Here is a 17,391-nt window from a genome sequence, read left to right on the forward strand (position 1 = left end):
GCTCACTGAATTCTTGAGGTTTTAAATCATGAGACAACGACAAAATAATTTTTTTATCCTTACTGGTGCGCCTGGTGTTGGCAAAACGACCCTGATTCAAGAATTGCGCAATCGCGGGGTCCTCTGCGTCGATGAACCTGCGCGTGAAATACTTGCTGAACAAAGAGCGTCTGGTGGTGACGGTCTTCCTGAAAAGAATCCTTTTCGCTTCACGGAGCTCCTCATGGCTCATTCGATTCGCAGTTTTGAAAAACTCCTCAATCACTCTGGCATTGTTGTTTTTGATCGCAGTGTCGTTGATGCCATTGGCTATGCCTCATTATTTGAACTCAATTTAGAACCTTTCGAAGAAGCTTCGCAAAATCACCTCTACAACTCTGACGTCTTTGTTTTGCCGCCGTGGAAGGACATTTATGCAACCGATGAAGAGCGCAAAATGACATTCGAAGCAACACTTCAGTTTCATGAACAGATCCTGAACGCTTATAGGAAACTTGGTTATTCTTTAATCGAAGTTCCGATGGGAACAGTTCAGGAAAGAGCGCAATTCGTGATGGATCGCGTGAATCTTCTCCGCACTTCTTAGTAGAACATTTTATGCAGGTACGTGGGCTGATAAATCGGAAATGAGCTGACCTGCGTTACTGACGGAGATGTATCGACATCGCCTAGGACGGCGCCATCGCCGCCAAAGCCGTGGCAGCGATAAGTTTTTCCGAGGGTCAAACCGCAGAACATATCTCCTGCTAAAAGAATTTTTGAATAGCCCATTCCCGGATCAATCAATGTGGCGTTGAATTGGTTTAAGACGGTGTTTCCGAAAACAGGTTGCACCAGTCCTACCGTCGGCATGTGCACAGACCAGCACTTCACCGCATGGCTTGTTAGAATTCCGCAGGCAAAGTCGGTTCCCGCAAAGACAGAAAGATAGTCGTTACCGCCGTCTATAAGATAAGGACTTGTGACGTTCCCAGAACTGCCGTTACCGACGTCGTTGGAATTTCCCCAACATTTTGCCTTTCCTGCGGTCGTCACACCACATGTGTAAGTCGCGCCCAAGGAAATGGATTTATAGGCGACACCCGGATCGACCTCTGCCGGAGACGATGCACTTGTCGTTGAACCAATCCCTAAATGACCGTTACTGTTGCTTCCCCAACACTTGAGCACGCCTGCCGTTGTAATTCCGCAAGTGTGAGCGTACGCCCGCTCCACCGTTTTGTATTTGGTGCCACTATCAATCGTTTTGAACGTGGAAGACGCCGTTGTCGTTCCATCGCCTAATTGGCCGCTGCTATTCACGCCTGCGCAGCGCAAATCTCCCGTCGTTGTGACTCCGCACGTGGCGCTGTTTTCCATGCTCACATGAATGTACTTGTATCCTGGGTCCGCTAGAGTGGGAATGTTCACCCGCGGAGTTGAGGAGGTTGTCGCCACGGACGCCGATCCTAATTCTCCGAAGTGATTTTTTCCCCAGCATTTCAAATCACCACTTTCAGTGATGGCACAGTGATCGGCACCGTGACGAGAAGCCACTTGGGAATAATTCGTGTCGGGGTCTAACAGGACCGGAGCGGGTCTTCGCACAATCGCCGTCGAACCGTCCCCCATCACCTCTGCGGTTCCCCAGCAATAAAGTTTTTTGTTGCTAATACCGCAGGCCATAGTGTCGTCATGCATGATCCCTGCAAATGAAACGCTGTCGAAAGAATAATCTTTAAACAACTCACCCCAACGTGAGAAGAATCCTGAGCCGTGCCCCGCGCCCAAAGCGTTGTATTGAGGATTTCCGGAACCATCAAAAGCAAAATTTCCCCAGCAGCGCAGATAACCCGAAGTCGTAACGCCACAGACTCGCCCCGCCCCTAATGAAATCAGATCGTAAGAAGTCCCTGCATCACTCAGCGTGGGTGTTCTTCGCGTCGACGCAGTCCCGTCTGCCACTTGTCCGTGGGTGCTATGACCGAAGCAATACAGAGCCTTCGCCGTTGTGATTGCGCACGTTGTTCCTCGAGGAGTTGCGTTACTATCCGTATTTACCGAGACGGATACAAAAGTTTCAGATGAGCTGACGACGGTAGGAGTCGTTTTCGTGATATTCGTCCCATCACCGACCTGGCCCCAGGAATTAGTTCCCCAACATTTTAATTGGCCCGCCATCGTTATCGCGCAGGCATGATTCGATCCAAGTGCGATGCTAGAATAGTCTGTCGCCGCATCCACATCTTGAGGAGCATTAAAAGTCGCTCCCGAAATACCTAGCTGATTGCTTCCGTTATGCCCCCAGCAACGCAGCTTGTGCGTGGTTGTAATGGCACAGGTTGATTCGTTTCTTGCTGCCACATATTTGTAGTTGTTCGCACTATCAATCTCCGTGGGATTAATTGTACCTCCAGTCGTCCCCGTCCCGATCTGACCGAACATATTCGATCCCCAACAACGCAGTTTGTTCGCCGTCGTAATACCACATGTGTGTTGGTAACCGAGGCTGACCATCACATACTGATTGGATGCATCGGCAAGAACTGGAGACGCGCGCTGTGTATTTGTTCCGTCGCCGAGTTGTTTTGTCGCGTTCGTTCCCCAGCAATAGAGGGCTCCTAAGGTTGTAATCGCGCAAGTATGATCAACGCCTGTTTCCACGCTTGCGAATGTCGGGTTACCGCTCACGGTGACAAGCGCGGCGACATCACGGAAATTTCCATCTCCGGTTCCCAAAGCCCCCGTTGTGTTAAATCCCCAACAACGAATAAAACCATCAGACAAGATGGCGCAACTATGTCTCAGATTCACGGAAATGGATGTGACTTTCAGATCTTTTTCGTCATCAGCAATAAAGTATTGCGCTTGATAGTTCACTCCAAGCAGCGCCGCGATCGTAGACGTGTGCGTGATATGAATGTTCAGAAGCTTTTCACCTTCTGTCAGTGCATTATTCGGAAAATTCACAGTGAGCGTAGCTGAAGCCGTGTTTGCGGGAATTGTGACGGAACCGGAGCTCAGATCGTGATGGGTCGGGTTCTGCGCATCGCCCGTCACTTTGTAGTACACGATCACGTCGTAATTTTTGACGGGATTGATACTGAACGTGACTGTTTGGCCGCTATCCCCTTCATTGACTCTGCTTTGGGCCGCAGAACTGATTTGCACAGTTGAAACAGCGTCTTTAATCCAAGAAACTTGCGTCGCCGCCGTTTCCGATTGCCACGTACCAAAAGTGTCAGAACCGATCACGCACAATGTGACGGGACCGTTGGGCACGGCACTGATATTGTCTGTGATCGCAGTTCCCACGGGAATTTGGCCACTGTAAGTCGCTGTGGCACAAGTGCCGGAACTAATGAAAGCTTTTTTATATTGAGTGACACTTGTCCCTGACACCGTGATGTTGACGGACGTTGCCGCTGAAACTCCTGTGGGTGCTCCCGCAAGAACAGCCGTAAGAGCATCACGAGTCCAAGACGCTTCGGTGTGTGCCGGAGACCAGTTCCCTGCTCCGTCCATTCCCCACACACAAAGTTTGTAGTCGCCATTCACAAGAATTCTGTCGGAAATTTGCGAAGACGTGAAGTTCTCACTTCCCAAGTAACTTGAAGTTGAAGCGCAAGAGTTGAACTCTCCCGGACGGATGAGGAAGTATTTAAATTTAGTGACGCCTGTCCCGCTCACCGTGACATTGAGTGCACTGTTAGCATTTGTCCCCGAAGGCGCGTTCGTCAATACGGCGTTAGCTGGTGGGACCGTGTCTTTATAGAAGTGGCCGTACGCCGTGATCATGTTTCCGCTGGGGCGAGTGTGCACGAAGCTAAAGGCATACGTCGATGATGTGTTATCTGCAAGCGCGCTCACATCGACGGTCATCGACCAAAAACCACCGCCGCACGTCGCTGTGCCCGTGATACTTGGTTCACCCGCTAACGAGAGTGTTACAGAGCGACCGTATTCAGAACATGTTCCCGTAATTTCAAATGCGGATTGATTCACGCTATTGATGTACGTGCCCACCGCCATGGTGACGGTCGCGGAAGGAACGATGGTGTCGTGGATAATGGTATCAGCGTAACAGTTTGTCTCGTTGCCGGCGGCATCCCGGGCTTTATAAGAAACCCAGTTCGTACCATTCGCTGTCGGAAGAGTCCACGACTTCGAAGTCGCAAACGGCTCCCAGGTCCCGCCGCTAAGGCAAAGAGCATTGTTAGTGATATACACTTCGGTAGCACCGCCGGTCATTGAAAGTGCCAAAGTAGCGGCTAAATTGTTTGTGTAAGCATCTCCGTTATTGATAGCCATCGACACTGTCGGTGCCACCGTGTCCTTCACAAAAGCGACTGTCACTGTCGGAGCCGAAACCCCGGTCATTCTGCTGTGGTTGGCTACGATAGTGACTGTGCCTTGCGCCGCGGTTGCGAGATTCAAAGTTCGCGACCACGCTCCACTTGTGCACGTTGCCGAAGGTTGCGCGCTGCCATTGGCCGTCAAAGTGACTGGCTGTCCTTCTTCTGAACACGCCCCCGAGACCGTGAACGCGGACGTGTTCATCAGGTAGATGTAAGAACCCGCGGTGGGCGATGCCAAAGATAAACTTGGAACGGAGCTTGTATGTTCAATGCTGTCTGAAATACACGCCGATTCATTTCCCGCAGCATCACGGCGTTTGATGCGAACTGTGTTCGTCGCATTTGCTGTCGCCAAAGTCCACGCTTTTGTTACCGCGGCATTTTCCCAAACTCCGCCCGAGTTACAATCGGCCGCATTCGTGATGTACATTTGCCCTGAACCGGAAATGTTCAAAGTCACGTTTAAGCTTGTCGTACCCGCATAATTGTTGTTGATGACGAGCGAGCCCGCCGCCGCAGCCACTGTGTCTTTGATGTAGTTTGCAGAGTTTGCAGAACCCGAGTTCCCCGCTTCATCCAACAAAGTCGCCGACAGTGAAAAATTCCCTTGCGGCAGCGCCGTCAGATCAAGAATTGCGGAGTACGTCGTACCTAAGCACGTTGTTGTCGCCGTATAGCCACTCGGTCCTGTAATCGTGATAGAGCGGTTTAATTCAGAGCAACTGCCGCTGATCGTAAACGATGAAACGTTCGCTATATTCACGTAACTATTCTCCGCCGGAGAATCAATTGTGATTGTGGGAGAAACCGAGTCATGAACGATGCTATCAGACACACACAAAGTTTCCCCGCCTGCATTCTTGAATTTTGCATACAAAGTGTTATTTGCGTTCAACGAGGGCACGGTCCAAGAAGCCACTGCAGAATAAGAAACCCAACTTCCACCGGAGGCGCAGCCCGGCACGTCTGTTAAATACATTTCAGTAGCATCTGTCACCGCCATATCCACGGTCACAACATTCGTCGCAGTGATCGCGGCACCACTGTTCAAGACAAAGGAGCTGACAACAGGAGGAGCCCCGGTGCGAGTGGCAGAATCTGAAGCACTGCCCGTATTTCCAGCGGCATCAGTGAGAGTCGCCGAGATTGAAATCGGCGACGCAAGTACCGATGAGACATCCACATTTGCGGAAAAGGCTCCTGCCGTACAGACCGCCGTCGTTGAAACGGTGCCCATGATAAGAGTCACTGTCTTGCCATTTTCAGAACAGTTCCCCGCAAGCGGATAAGCCGCTTCGTTAAATGACGTCACAGCCACGGGCGTATCCAGAGTAAGGGTCGGAGGAATCGCATCTTTTTCGATAGAATATTTTTGTTCCGCCGTCTGGCCTGTCGGTACGATCATTGTAAAAACCAGCTCTCCCACATAACTTACGGGCAGAGTGGATAGATCCAGAGCTTTGGCCCAAAGCCCTGAGGTGTCACAAGTGAATTCTTGATGAAGTGTCGCTGTTGCTTCGCTTACTGTGACCTTAGAACCGGGAATACAACTCCCTTTAAAAGATGCTGACGCCATATTGCTGCCATTGATACGGCCGTCGCTTTCGCTGGTCACTGAAAAGAGTGTCAGGGTTTGGGTCGAGAGTAATTGAGTGTCCAATGTGCATGACACCAAACTCGTCGCAGCGATAACTGCAACAAGAACATCACCGAATAACCGGTGACGTACAGGTATAGACGAAAGCACAGCTTTCCGCGCATAAGACCAGAGCATGACTCTGTATTTATCGGGACTTCCGCGGAAACTGTTTAAGTTCTAGGAGGTTATTATGTTCTGCGAGTCTCTGGCAGTTTTCGATTTTGAGACACGACTCTCACGTCGTGTTTACAAACTGTGAAAATGAACCGAAGCGACTCGTTCGACTGTAGAAACTTTTGAATACGCTTTTTCTTCCGGCCTAGGAACAACTGTCACTCAAATTAGATCGTCGACTTGCGCTCGACATTGTGTATCGTCGGGAGTTTTCGCGCATAAGTCTTTATTAAGCTCCGCCTTAGCACGGAATACTTTCATATATTCGGTCGCTGATGACTTAATGAATTTGTCATCACTTTTCATTAACTGCTCTACTCTTTGCAATTGGAGTTTGTCAGCTTCTTTAGTTGATAAAGCTCTTAACGCAAGAAACTGCTGGTCTCTGTCTTCGGACTGTAACCACAACGTGAGCTTCTCCGAAGATGCGAGGCTATTTAGCCAATACCCCAAAACTTTTTTGTGAGGCTTAATATTAGAGCATTTTAAATGTCTCTGAGATTCCTTCAACGAACATTTTTCGACGATTTCCTTAAAAGTTTCAAAATCAGGCTCTTTGTATGTTGAGTTCATCGAGTACAACAACGTACTCATTTCAATGCAATTCCTATCGGCACACTTCTCAGTTCTTTTCGTAATATCTTGGGGTGTTAATCTTTCAGCATAGATCTTAATCAAGTTAACAGAAAAAATGGATCGACCTATATATGGTGATTTTAATAACGTAAGTGCACGCTCTTCCGGGATGGGAACGGGTATCTGTCCCCAGATACCGAGGGCTAAGTCAGTGTACTTATTCGGAGCCCAATAAACAGTACTACCGTAAACCAAAGTAATCAGAAACACACTTGCGCTAAGGCATCCGGCATAACTCCAATTCCTTATCTTTCGCCAGCTATCAATGGGAGGGCTATACATCTGATAGGCCATTAATGGAGTACATACTAAAACACAAAAAATTGCGATCGCTGGCAGGAGAGGAAATCTATCCATTAACAAAGCCGGGATCGAAAATGCAAAAATAAAAAGAATCGTTTTTCTTTGTGTTTTCGGATGTTGATTTTGCTGAACACTGACATTCTTTATATTCAGGCCGACAAGTGATCTCAGCAAAAATATCATAATTGAAATTACAACACCTACATCAAAATTCCTCGCCGAAATCTTGATCCCTGAAGTTTCACTCATGACAAGCGATACCACAGCTAAGGACAAAACGGAAAACGAAGCAACGATGGCTGCTTCCACCACACTCCACGCCATTATTCGCTTCCGCGACATTGGCAAAAGCAAACACCAATTGGACTTTACTCCTAGCATCGCAGCAGCCATCATAATCAGAACGCCTGCAACACCGAGCTCATCGTTATATCGTCCCAGGATGCTAGTTAGAAGAGCTCCGAATACAATAACACAAAATGCGGAAGTATTTCGTTTGAGAATATAGTAAATCATTCTCGTCCTTGCCCTGAAAAGTGAGCGAATATTTCTTCGACAGTCACTAGTTCGCTCTCTCCTAATTTTTTTACATTTTCGCGAAACTGCTTTTTTATATCTGAGGCACGCCCCGCCATTAAAACTCTTCCAGACTTAAGAAGAATAATATCTAAATCAACTTCTTCGACTTCGGATGCGATGTTAGTGGCTAAAACAATTGTTGCGCCCTGCTCTTGCTGATACCTGGATAACTCTTCAATAACTTTTTTCCTCACATATGGATCCAGCGCTGCCGTTACTTCATCGACAAGTACAATGGTAGATCTTGTTGCTAATCCCAGCGCAAACTGAAGTAAAATCTTCTGACCACGAGACAGCTGACTTGGGCGTTTTATCAAAGAAATCGACCCCAGCGAAAGAATATGCTCGCACATTTGGATGTTAAATTTAGGCCAGAATTTTTGATACAACGAGACGAGATTCGAAATAGAAAAGTTAGGTAATACAATATCCTCTGAAATATGAATTTGATCGGCATTGAATTTGGGAAGGTCTAGTGAGCGGGTGATTCCATTAAGAAACAGTGTGCCTGAGTGCCACATTTGAGTTCCAGCAAGACACTTTAGTAAGGTCGACTTTCCGCTACCATTTGCACCCAACACGACGGTGAAACTTCCAGAACGTATTTGAAGACTTAAAGAGTCTAATGCCGGTCGGTCCTGAAAGGGATATTTAACAACAAGGTCCGTGATTTCATAGCAATTCATATTAAACTTATCGGAGTTTAATATTATTTTTTAAGCTGTGTCACTTTGAGACTATAAATGAAAAAAAAGCCTCCTTGATGAACGAGCAAGGAGGCTTTACGGATTTTTTAGTTTCTGTAGATGAGGTTTACGTTCACGTTGACGGAAGAGCCGTTAGAGATGATTTCTTTTACATCACAGCGGGCAGCGTAAGAATCTGCCTCGGGAAAGCCGCAATTAATAACGTTTGTTTGAGAAACTTTGCCAGATTTCACAGGGACGTTTCCGGGAAGCCCGCCTTTGAATTCTAAAACACCGGGTTCAACTTCTTTTGCACGTCCTTCCACTTGCATACCTTCGTACATAATTGGGCTGATGACGATCACAGCAGTATGAGTCATTTTGTAGGCGCAGATGCCGAATTGAACAGGAATCGCCGCTTTTACGTCAGAGCCGCTGAAGAAATGAAGGCGCTGCTTTGTTTTAAAATCGGATTTGAATTCACCCTCAGGAAGACCGTAACTTTTGCAACCAGGAAGAGCGCGTGTCGCTTCATATTCTGCATAAAAAGCCAGAATCGCTTCTTCACCTGTCGTGTTGTTAAGTCGAGCGTTAAATTGAACTTCGCCGGATGCCAAAGCGGAAGAACAAGCGAACAACATGATCATAGATTTCAAAAATAGTTTCATACATTTTTCCTTTTTTGTTTGAATTTGCGCTACGAAAGGCAACTTATCACCCGCCCCTCGTTTTCGCAAAAAAACTCAAAAAACCACAATTTTGAGAGTGAAAATGTATGAAAAAACCTCTCAACAACGAGAAGTTTGCAGTGAAGTTCAACGAGTGTTCACAACTGGTGAACACATTTTTATTCGGGCTTGTAGCCGCTGATTCTTTCAAAAAGTTTTTCGATGCGGTGATAAAGATCGGCGATATGTTTTTCCGGATCTTTCCCAGCACGCATATTCGCTTCTTCGATTTTTTCAATGCAGCGGAGGTCTTGGCAAAGAATATAAGAGTTGCTGACATTCGGATCCATGATCACAGAAAGAAATCCTATGTCTTCCGAAGTTCCATAAGCATGGCACCAACTGCACAACCCGCCGACACCTTCTCCTCCGGTGGCCGCCGTCCTTTTAAACGCCACTCCTCGTGGTAAATCCCAATTCGGCATTTTAAAAACAAGATAAGTATAAACTCCAGACGGCTCCTTCCACGCAAAGTAAGAACGCACGTTCATAGGGAATTTGAGATTGTCTGGCAGAACGAGCTTTTTCTGATCGCGCGGACGAAAAGACTGAATAAGCTCCTCTTCAGAGCCAATCGCGAAAAAGTTCTCTTTCCGAAAGTTGTTCAACTGAATTTGCACGCCTTCACTCCTTGAGTCGTATTTTCACATTATACCTTAGAACAGGCCGGTATGACGAAATAATCCTCGACCTGGCCGGAAGTCTTTCTTGTTTTAAGTCAGCGCGGGCCATTTTATTTTCATCTTCAAGGTCCCGCGGGAGCAAAATGAAGATGTATCAAAAATCTTAGCCCGGAGGTTTTTATGGCTGATAAGAAAGTAGAAACTGTGCGAGGCCCTGAACTGCGTCGAAAAATTATAAATTCACAAAGAAAGGGCGAGGAGTTTCGCTCCGAACGCTCTGGGACCGACATTCTGGATACCAATGTGAAGCACGACGAGGCCACGACACGCAATCGCACGATTCGCGAACACAATTCGAAAAAGTTTGGGTCCTAACTCCTAACGAAGAAACTCGAAGGCACGAGGCATTGAATGACTCTTGCCGGAATAGTTACTTATTAAAGAAACGATGCTCGTTTTTGATCTCTATGATGGCGCGAAAGCCCTAGTTAAAAGACATCGCCAGAGTGAGCGTTCGCAAGGCTGAGATAGTTCTTCCGCTCGCACCGATAAGACGTCCGAAATCCTCGGGAATGGTTTCAACTTCGTAGACCGTGGTTTTATCGCCGAGACGATAGGTGACTTGGGTGCTTTCGGGTTTTGAAACGATATTTTCAAGCACAGCGGCGATGATGTCGCGTAAGGCTTCATGTTTTTCGTGAGGATTCTCTGACTTGCGTAGACCGCGACTTCTAATAACTCCGATTTTTTTTGCTGCTTGATCCATATCGCTCCTTGGCTTCATCTTGAGCGACTCTCACGAAATGGCGATACGTTTTTTAATTGAACTAGCCTATATTGTGTTTCGTGATATTTCGGAAACAGAGAGCGTTACGCTAAGAGTGTTTGAGCGGAAGAGCGTGCTTGCACCTCCTCCGCTCCGGAAAAAAATCTTAGTGAGGTTGTACGTCGTGGCACTCTGGGAAAGTGAAATCTTTCCAGAATGAAGTGCCGGCTTCACCGCGGTTGATCCACACTTGTGTTTCGATTGTTCTTGGCACCGTCACTTCTCTTGTTCCGAACTCAACACACTCGTGACTTTGTTCGCCGTTACCTACAAGTTTCAAGCACTCAGGAGCTTCATAAGTACGAGGCGCTGTTTTTTGAATTGTTTCATAGCGCGCGCAAACCCAGTCATAATAAGGGCCGCCGCCTTCGCCGTTAGACTGATCCACCTTGACCGGCACAAGTTCCATACATTCTCTGGTTGGTTCGATGGCGCGAATTTCATCGTCGCTCATACAGGCGTTGTCCAAAGGAATGTTGTTGATATTGTAGCCGTGAGTGACCACAGCATCACGATCCGCAAAGATCTGACGCCATGAACTTCCAGCGTGTACCGCGAACGCACTTGAGGACATAACCAAAGTTGCCAGTGTTAAAACGATTGCTTTCATGATTGCTCCTTTTACCTTTGTTGGTTGGTATAACTGTTTTTTGTTGCGGAACGTGTCGTGAACGTTCCACAAAATTTCGGGTAACACTACAAGATCGCTCGGCGAAAGGTCTAAGTACAAAAATGTAATTGTGAAACAACAGAACGCACGCCGACAAAACCTCTCTCGACCGCTTATTTTCTGTCTCAAATTAAGAAAGAGAAACTGTAATCTAATTCTTATTTATAGATATGCCGAAGAGTTTTTCATGAGGGAGAATTCATGATGAAATCAGCAAACATTTTTTGGCCAAAAATAGAATCGCGCGAGCAGGCAAACGGTTTGATTAATACTGCCGCAGGGTTTTGTGCATTCATTGCGGTTTTGAATCTTGCACTGAGTTTTGCTTACAAATATGAAGTGTTCACTCTTCCGATCGGAAAAGATGCTTGGTACAACACGGTTGTTTACGCTCCCCTCGCCTATTTTATTTATGACAAATCTAAAATCGCCACATGGCTGGGCTTAGGAGTTTATCTTATCGATCGCGTTCTTACGCTTCAGTATCAAACTGGCGGAGGAGCTTTCTTGTCCGTTGTAATTACATGTGCATTCATTTCGGCTCTTCGCGCTTTTAAGTATTTAGAGTCAAATCCGCCTGAAAATGTACAATTCCCCGAACAAAAGAAGGCTGGCTAGAAAAATATCGGGTATGCTTTGAGTATGGAAGATTTGGACTTGTACTATCTTACCAAAGCAAAAGAGCTTTTAGAAAAGCCCGGCCTTACAGCGCGTATCGCAACAAAGATCGGGACTCCTATTGAAAAAAGCATGAAGGTTCTGCCGGAGAAATGGCAGACGACTCTGCACAAGGCGGCGGAAAAATCCATTCATGCCGCATTTACTATAGCTTCTTCGACGGTCCCTGAAAAAGTAGACGAGTATCATAGCGCCAACAATCTTGCGCACAAATTGATGGTGGCCGGCACCGGAGGTTTGGGAGGCTTGCTCGGGCCCGCAGCCTTGCTAGTGGAGCTCCCCGTTTCAACAACGCTTATTATGCGCTCGATTATTGATATCGCGCAAAGTGAGGGCGAAGATCTTAGCAATCCGGAAACGAAATTGGCCTGCATGGAGGTTTTTGCCTTCGGCGGCTATTCGGCCTCCGACGATGCGACGGGTTCGGGTTATCTTATGACTCGAGCCGCATTAGCCAAAGCCTTTACGGATGCGGCGAAAGTCATCGCGGGAAAAAGCGTCGCCAGCGAAAGTGCGCCGGTCATGGTGCGCTTCCTTGCAAGTATCGCCTCACGGTTTAATCTTGTTTTGTCTGAAAAAGTCGCTGCACAAATACTTCCCATTGTCGGAGCTGTTGGCGGCGCAGGTATCAATCTTATTTTTATGGATCACTTTCAAGACATGGCTCGCGGTCATTTCGTCGTCCGCCGGCTCGAGAGAAAATACGGCGTCGATTATGTTCGCCAAAAGTATCTCGAGATTAAAATCTAAAACAAAGTTCGCATAAAAGTGGCATACCGTCATATTTTGGTAAATCTTGCGGTCTTAGAATGAAACTCCGCAGCGTTCCCACATTATTTTAGAATATTTATGCCTTTTGCCACCAATATTCTATCAACATTCCTTAGTTTGTTGGTAATCTTTGACTATGCGGCAATCTGTATCATCTTGTATTGGCCAAACGACTTTGCTTCTTGTGTTAGTTATCAGTGCAGTGGGATCCATTTTCTTAATGGCCTCGGCTGATATTTTCCGTCGCGACTACACCGTCAAAACTCGCGAGTTCGACCAAGTTCTTCTTAACGAAACAACGATCTCGGCCTTTGCGGTGATGGAGTCAGCTTTAGCGCGCCGCCTTTGGGAGCCCCCATCTGACAACAACTGCTTGAAGGCGGAAAATTTTGAAGTCTCAGGGAGTTTCGTGAATGGCGTGAACTGGAAGGTCACGGCAGTCTACAATTCTAAAACACGCAACTTCGAACTTGAAGCCACAGGGGAACTTAAAAACCTGACGGCGCTTTATAAAAAACGCATCAAAGTTTTGGATGTGTCTGACTATCTTCTTTTTTCCGGATGCAGCCAACCCATCTACGTGAACCGTGTTTATGACGAGAAATCCCCAACAGCCGTGATCGCCGGCGATCGCCGTGTTTATACACGCGGACCTCTTCGCCTGGTGGGCTATTTGGATCGCAAAGATCCAAGAATGAACTATAATGGTTTTCCAAGTGTGTGGCCTGGAGAGTTCGGCACTATCTTTCAAGCCGACCGTATGCAATTCGGCGGAGGGATTCAGCATGAGGTCACCGATGTGCCGCAGCCTAACCCCGATCCTTCCTCTAACATCGAAAGCCTTGTTCAGAATTTTGATCATCCGTGGGGCACGCAGCCTACTTACTATGCTCAGCGCGGTGCCGGGAATGCTATTTTTACCAGAAATTATCAAAAGGCTCTCGACCTCAGTAATCAAATTGTTGCAGGCACTCCAGGGCCTTTATCGCAAGCTTCGGTCGCAAATGAAGTTTATCCTATAGCATTGTTCGGTGGCGCTCCTCCGCTGCGAGCGTGGACCGCCGCAGATACGGGCGCTTACTTTAACAACTCAGACCGCTTCTCGATTTTCACATACGCCTATGGGCAGGCGAACGTCTTCGGCATTCGTATCAACGCCTCTTGCTATTCTCAAAACGCTCCGAATGCGAAGCGCTGTTCGAACTCGGAAGACTTTCCACGAGGATTTGCGCAGTGGAGAAAAGACGCCGGGCTTGAGGGATTTCTTTTCACCAGTGACTCTGAAGAAATTCCGTCACCGACAATGAATTGGGACAACTTGGAGGCGCTTGAAGAAGACGCCAACAAATGTGGAATGGTGATTTCTTCCCCGATAAATTCATACGAAGATTGCGCCGTGTGGGATTCGAACTTCATGGTGAAGTATGCCCAGACAAGCTCGAACATCTGTAACAGAACTTCCGTTATCAATTTGGATACCATCGCGCTCAACAACTTCAATGCCGCGGATCTTCAAGATCCTTCTAAAGAAGAACGCCTGCTTCGTCGTGTGATTTATTTAAAAGTGCCTTCAGAGATTCGGCAGAACAGTGCCAATGGTCTTATGACAGGGCTTCTGCCTTCGAATGTCGCCAGAAAAAACCTTTCCCTGTGGGTGGTCAGCGAAGACACGCTGGCTCTTCGCGGATATCAAAAAGACACGACCTCGCCGCTGGATTCTCAACCCGACAAACTGCGCGAAGTAGTGTTTAACAAAGATGATTCCGGATCGCCACCGGCTGCTCAAAAGTCGCCGTTGTCACTTGTGATTCTTTCGCCCGAGAAAGTCCACCTTTTAAGTCCCTTCTACGTGCCTATGACGTACAGTCATTTTTCCCAGTATTGGCCTGCGAGTGGTGGAAAAATCCGCCCCATTAATCACAACCTTACCGATGCCGCCCGTCAGGAAAATGACGGTTTCCGCTATGGTTACCGCCGCTACTTGATTGAAAATGTCAGTGTGATTTCAAATTCAAACAATGATGCCTCGAAGCCTTTTTATCTTCGTGGTTTATGGAGCGGACCGGATTCCTCCGCTTCGCAATTTCCTTCGAATCAATGTATGATCAGCTTGGCGGGACATACCTTAACGAAAAACCCGACAGACCCCAACGCCCGCATCGGCGACTACGCCATGATTCCCTCTTACCATTCACAGTCTTTATCGCCGATTCCGCCCAGCAGTTCGCGTTTTTATGGCGGCGAAAATTTCTTCGCGAAGGTGTACTACCCGGCCGTTTTTAGAAAACAACAAGCGGCCACTTCGGCAAATCGTCAAGAATCTGAAGTGTACTTTACGGGTTTGCGTCTTTACACGACTTTCGACAATTCAACCCCTTCCGGTCGTCGCGATTTAAGTACGCCCCTGCACCAAGGAGCGGAAAGTTTCGCTAATCCGAATGTTCCCTTTGATATTTCTCATAAGGTCTTCGGTTATGATCGCGGTAATTACTATCAAGACAAACCGCAGGGCACGCCATGCATTTTAGAAAACATGGCTTTTATGACGGCAGGCCTTGAGACTTACGATAAATATGCAATCATCCCGCGAACGAACGATGGCAGATATCTTTTCGTGCAAGACATGCCGGCAGGAAACTATCGCAATCTGGGGTCTATCGTCGGTGTCGAACAACCTCTTTTAGAAGCCCGCACAAAATAGGATTCACAGCATGATGGAAAGCTTCGGTAAAAATAGAAAAGGTATGACTCTGGTCGAAGTTTTAGTCGCCCTGTCCATCTCCATGGTCACGGTCGGAGTCTTTCTTTATCTGGCCCTCGGCAACAGAACACACAAGTCCCAACAAGACCATTCCAATCTACTAAAAGAACTTCTGCTCAACAATGTGATTGAGCTCAAGGGCATGCCGTACACCGCTTTACCGCCTGCGGAAACTTGCATCATTCGAACTTACGATTACTTGGGAAACTTTCAAACCGAAACTCAATCTGTCAGCAGCGATGACTACTGTGACGTCGCTTCGCCCGGGAATGGTGAAATTCAAGTGTTGTGGAAAATTAAAAATGCCGCCAATTCGGATGTCTCATTTTCCATCAGTGGCATGAAACTCCCCACGCATGCGAACTTTTTAAAAAAAGTAACTCTGCACGCACGGACACTAACAAAATCCAGCACGCCGACGCCTCTTCACAACCACATTACCATTTTTAAGAGATGAGTATGAAAAAAGGATTCACTATAGTCGAGCTGCTTCTGGCGATTGGTTTGTCGACATTGGTTATCGGCGTGACCACGTTTTTATTGCATCAATTTTTCAATGAACATCGCAGTATTGAGGTGTGGAGTTCAGGGCAATTTGAAATGACCTCTACGTTGAGCGACATCGAAGGCGACATCCGCAATCTGGTACGATTGGATCCGGTGGAAAATTCTTCCGTCGAGTATTTCGGCGTCAAATCCATCCCTGTCGGCGCCGAGCCCGGCGACTGTCTTAACACTCCCGATGCTCCGGTGATCCGCTACACAAGTCTTGATCGTCGCCGTCGCTCAGAGCGCGTGTTGCGCGCATGGGCCGAGCTTTACGACTCGGAAAAATCCGCACCGGCCAACGAACTGCGTTTAACAGCGGATAGCACCGCGGATTCTCTTTTCACCAATTCTCAGGGCCCGCGTGAGGTTGTTCTTGTCGATGCGGACCGCCGTTATATTCGTCGCTATCAGGTCGCTCGCCATGTGATGCATCTTCAGTCCCCGACAGACCCTTATGATGACTTACAAAAAACGGATAATTTCGGTCAGCCTAAAACTTTTGACTACGTCAGTGTTTTTCTGCGCAATCCGTTGGGTAGCGACGGAGCCGTGACGACCAAGAAAGAAGCCGTCTTTATTACCGGCAGCGAGGTTTATCCTTCGAACACGTTCTTTCTTTGTGCGCGCAAATCCGATCGCAGCATTGTGAAGATCAATCAAAGCACCCAAGAAACCGTGGTTTTACTGCAGAACCCGACAGGCGATTTTCAATTTGATAGTTTAAGAATTATGTATTTCGGGACAAGGCCCGGGGTTCGAGTAGAAACGGCGAATTTTGCCGCCAATATGGACGTTAACGGAAACTGTGTGAATACGATTCATATCGCTTTAAGATTAGTGCCGACAGCCGCAGCTCTGGCGGTCAACGATCAGCGAATGGTCAAAGATGTGAAACTTGAAGCCATTCGCCGTCGTACGATTTTTTCTCCGAATCTGAATATTAAAAGACCTCTGAGCTGCAATGATTAAAGACTGAACGTCTGAACAGGAGCAGGCCAAAGACGCTCTTTTAATTCCTCACGGGTGACGATGCCAAGATCTTTGGCGATCTCGCGCGAAACCTTACGGCTGACTTCCTTGCATAAAGTGTTGCGCAAGCGTCCTAAGAACTGCGGCTCGGCAATCAGAATCAAATCATCAAAAGCACGTTGCTGAGAAGAATCATCCAAGAAATCACAAACTTTGATCGCAAATTCCTGCGCCACTCTTTCCGTCGGCGATTGCGCTTTTTGATAACGAGATCCGTGCGAAACCATGTTCGAAAAGAACCCTGGTTTATCCGCATTAATCTCTTTGGATCTGAGACGCCCTCGAGGGTTGGCTAGTTTCGTGACGTATGTCACCTCACTGCCATTTCTATTGTTATACTCAAAAACTTTGGCTTCCACACGATTCACAACAACAATCCAGGTTTTCATGGGTATCCTCTCT

15 protein-coding genes are annotated in these 17,391 nt (G+C 47.4%); 7 read left to right on the plus strand and 8 right to left on the minus strand.

The features are described 5' to 3' along the window. The first annotated feature begins 28 nt into the window (after positions 1 to 28). Complete coding sequence (locus tag QJS83_RS16025; protein ID WP_284606355.1) at positions 29 to 586, plus strand: AAA family ATPase; 558 nt, start codon at positions 29 to 31, stop codon at positions 584 to 586. Here the strand turns inward: QJS83_RS16025 and QJS83_RS16030 are convergent. The 5 genes from QJS83_RS16030 to QJS83_RS16050 all read right to left on the minus strand — a co-directional run bounded on the left by QJS83_RS16030 (position 583) and on the right by QJS83_RS16050 (position 9,702). Then, complete coding sequence (locus QJS83_RS16030) at positions 583 to 6,111, minus strand: RCC1 domain-containing protein (RefSeq protein ID WP_284606356.1); 5,529 nt, start codon at positions 6,109 to 6,111, stop codon at positions 583 to 585. The two genes, QJS83_RS16025 and QJS83_RS16030, sit on opposite strands and share 4 nt — an antisense overlap. A 201-nt stretch (positions 6,112 to 6,312) precedes the next feature. Further along, on the minus strand, positions 6,313 to 7,605 hold the full coding sequence (locus QJS83_RS16035) for a hypothetical protein (RefSeq protein WP_284606357.1): 1,293 nt from the start codon (positions 7,603 to 7,605) through the stop codon (positions 6,313 to 6,315). Continuing rightward, on the minus strand, positions 7,602 to 8,354 hold the full coding sequence (locus QJS83_RS16040) for an ATP-binding cassette domain-containing protein (protein WP_284606358.1): 753 nt from the start codon (positions 8,352 to 8,354) through the stop codon (positions 7,602 to 7,604). The genes QJS83_RS16035 and QJS83_RS16040 overlap by 4 nt, the downstream gene beginning before the upstream one ends. 107 nt (positions 8,355 to 8,461) lie before the next feature. After that, complete coding sequence (locus tag QJS83_RS16045) at positions 8,462 to 9,022, minus strand: hypothetical protein (protein ID WP_284606359.1); 561 nt, start codon at positions 9,020 to 9,022, stop codon at positions 8,462 to 8,464. 179 nt (positions 9,023 to 9,201) lie between these two features. Continuing rightward, positions 9,202 to 9,702: an FBP domain-containing protein gene (locus QJS83_RS16050; protein WP_284606360.1), complete on the minus strand. Its 501-nt coding sequence runs from the start codon at positions 9,700 to 9,702 to the stop codon at positions 9,202 to 9,204. 183 nt (positions 9,703 to 9,885) lie between these two features. Between QJS83_RS16050 and QJS83_RS16055 the strand changes: the two genes are divergently transcribed. Beyond that, complete coding sequence (locus QJS83_RS16055) at positions 9,886 to 10,080, plus strand: hypothetical protein (protein WP_284606362.1); 195 nt, start codon at positions 9,886 to 9,888, stop codon at positions 10,078 to 10,080. Between the two features lie 109 nt (positions 10,081 to 10,189). On the opposite strand, the gene QJS83_RS16060 is transcribed toward QJS83_RS16055, so the two are convergent. After that, the gene (locus QJS83_RS16060; protein ID WP_284606363.1) at positions 10,190 to 10,471 is read right to left on the minus strand and encodes a KH domain-containing protein; all 282 of its coding nucleotides are present in this window, start codon (positions 10,469 to 10,471) and stop codon (positions 10,190 to 10,192) included. A 166-nt stretch (positions 10,472 to 10,637) separates the two neighbouring features. Further along, complete coding sequence (locus QJS83_RS16065) at positions 10,638 to 11,141, minus strand: hypothetical protein (protein ID WP_284606365.1); 504 nt, start codon at positions 11,139 to 11,141, stop codon at positions 10,638 to 10,640. A gap of 261 nt (positions 11,142 to 11,402) precedes the next feature. On the opposite strand from QJS83_RS16065, the gene QJS83_RS16070 reads away from it, so the two are divergent. From QJS83_RS16070 to QJS83_RS16090, 5 genes are all read left to right on the plus strand, one after another. Continuing rightward, positions 11,403 to 11,819, plus strand: coding sequence for a hypothetical protein (locus tag QJS83_RS16070; RefSeq protein WP_284606366.1), 417 nt, complete (start codon positions 11,403 to 11,405; stop codon positions 11,817 to 11,819). Positions 11,820 to 11,843: 24 nt separating this feature from the next. Next, positions 11,844 to 12,629 (plus strand): EcsC family protein, encoded by a 786-nt coding sequence (locus QJS83_RS16075; RefSeq protein ID WP_284606367.1) that lies wholly within the window; start codon positions 11,844 to 11,846, stop codon positions 12,627 to 12,629. Between the two features lie 157 nt (positions 12,630 to 12,786). After that, on the plus strand, positions 12,787 to 15,351 hold the full coding sequence (locus tag QJS83_RS16080) for a hypothetical protein (protein WP_284606369.1): 2,565 nt from the start codon (positions 12,787 to 12,789) through the stop codon (positions 15,349 to 15,351). 10 nt (positions 15,352 to 15,361) lie between these two features. Beyond that, positions 15,362 to 15,868, plus strand: a complete 507-nt coding sequence (locus tag QJS83_RS16085; RefSeq protein WP_284606370.1) for a PilW family protein — start codon at positions 15,362 to 15,364, stop codon at positions 15,866 to 15,868. Between the two features lie 2 nt (positions 15,869 to 15,870). Next, on the plus strand, positions 15,871 to 16,929 hold the full coding sequence (locus tag QJS83_RS16090) for a PulJ/GspJ family protein (RefSeq protein WP_284606371.1): 1,059 nt from the start codon (positions 15,871 to 15,873) through the stop codon (positions 16,927 to 16,929). Here the strand turns inward: QJS83_RS16090 and QJS83_RS16095 are convergent. After that, complete coding sequence (locus QJS83_RS16095) at positions 16,926 to 17,378, minus strand: host attachment protein (RefSeq protein WP_284606373.1); 453 nt, start codon at positions 17,376 to 17,378, stop codon at positions 16,926 to 16,928. The two genes, QJS83_RS16090 and QJS83_RS16095, sit on opposite strands and share 4 nt — an antisense overlap. Between the last annotated feature and the right edge of the window lie 13 nt (positions 17,379 to 17,391).

Origin of the sequence: Bdellovibrio sp. 22V (assembly GCF_030169785.1) — a bacterium.
Taxonomy (GTDB): Bacteria; Bdellovibrionota; Bdellovibrionia; order Bdellovibrionales; family Bdellovibrionaceae; genus Bdellovibrio.

What these genes read in the sequence shown, in the direction of transcription:
- QJS83_RS16025 (WP_284606355.1), top strand. Translation starts at nt 29, where the DNA reads ATGAGACAACGACAAAATAATTTTTTTATCCTTACTGGTGCGCCTGGT.
- QJS83_RS16030 (WP_284606356.1), bottom strand. Translation starts at nt 6,111, where the DNA reads ATGCTCTGGTCTTATGCGCGGAAAGCTGTGCTTTCGTCTATACCTGTA.
- QJS83_RS16035 (WP_284606357.1), bottom strand. Translation starts at nt 7,605, where the DNA reads ATGATTTACTATATTCTCAAACGAAATACTTCCGCATTTTGTGTTATT.
- QJS83_RS16040 (WP_284606358.1), bottom strand. Translation starts at nt 8,354, where the DNA reads ATGAATTGCTATGAAATCACGGACCTTGTTGTTAAATATCCCTTTCAG.
- QJS83_RS16045 (WP_284606359.1), bottom strand. Translation starts at nt 9,022, where the DNA reads ATGAAACTATTTTTGAAATCTATGATCATGTTGTTCGCTTGTTCTTCC.
- QJS83_RS16055 (WP_284606362.1), top strand. Translation starts at nt 9,886, where the DNA reads ATGGCTGATAAGAAAGTAGAAACTGTGCGAGGCCCTGAACTGCGTCGA.
- QJS83_RS16060 (WP_284606363.1), bottom strand. Translation starts at nt 10,471, where the DNA reads ATGGATCAAGCAGCAAAAAAAATCGGAGTTATTAGAAGTCGCGGTCTA.
- QJS83_RS16065 (WP_284606365.1), bottom strand. Translation starts at nt 11,141, where the DNA reads ATGAAAGCAATCGTTTTAACACTGGCAACTTTGGTTATGTCCTCAAGT.
- QJS83_RS16070 (WP_284606366.1), top strand. Translation starts at nt 11,403, where the DNA reads ATGATGAAATCAGCAAACATTTTTTGGCCAAAAATAGAATCGCGCGAG.
- QJS83_RS16075 (WP_284606367.1), top strand. Translation starts at nt 11,844, where the DNA reads ATGGAAGATTTGGACTTGTACTATCTTACCAAAGCAAAAGAGCTTTTA.
- QJS83_RS16080 (WP_284606369.1), top strand. Translation starts at nt 12,787, where the DNA reads ATGCGGCAATCTGTATCATCTTGTATTGGCCAAACGACTTTGCTTCTT.
- QJS83_RS16085 (WP_284606370.1), top strand. Translation starts at nt 15,362, where the DNA reads ATGATGGAAAGCTTCGGTAAAAATAGAAAAGGTATGACTCTGGTCGAA.
- QJS83_RS16090 (WP_284606371.1), top strand. Translation starts at nt 15,871, where the DNA reads ATGAAAAAAGGATTCACTATAGTCGAGCTGCTTCTGGCGATTGGTTTG.
- QJS83_RS16095 (WP_284606373.1), bottom strand. Translation starts at nt 17,378, where the DNA reads ATGAAAACCTGGATTGTTGTTGTGAATCGTGTGGAAGCCAAAGTTTTT.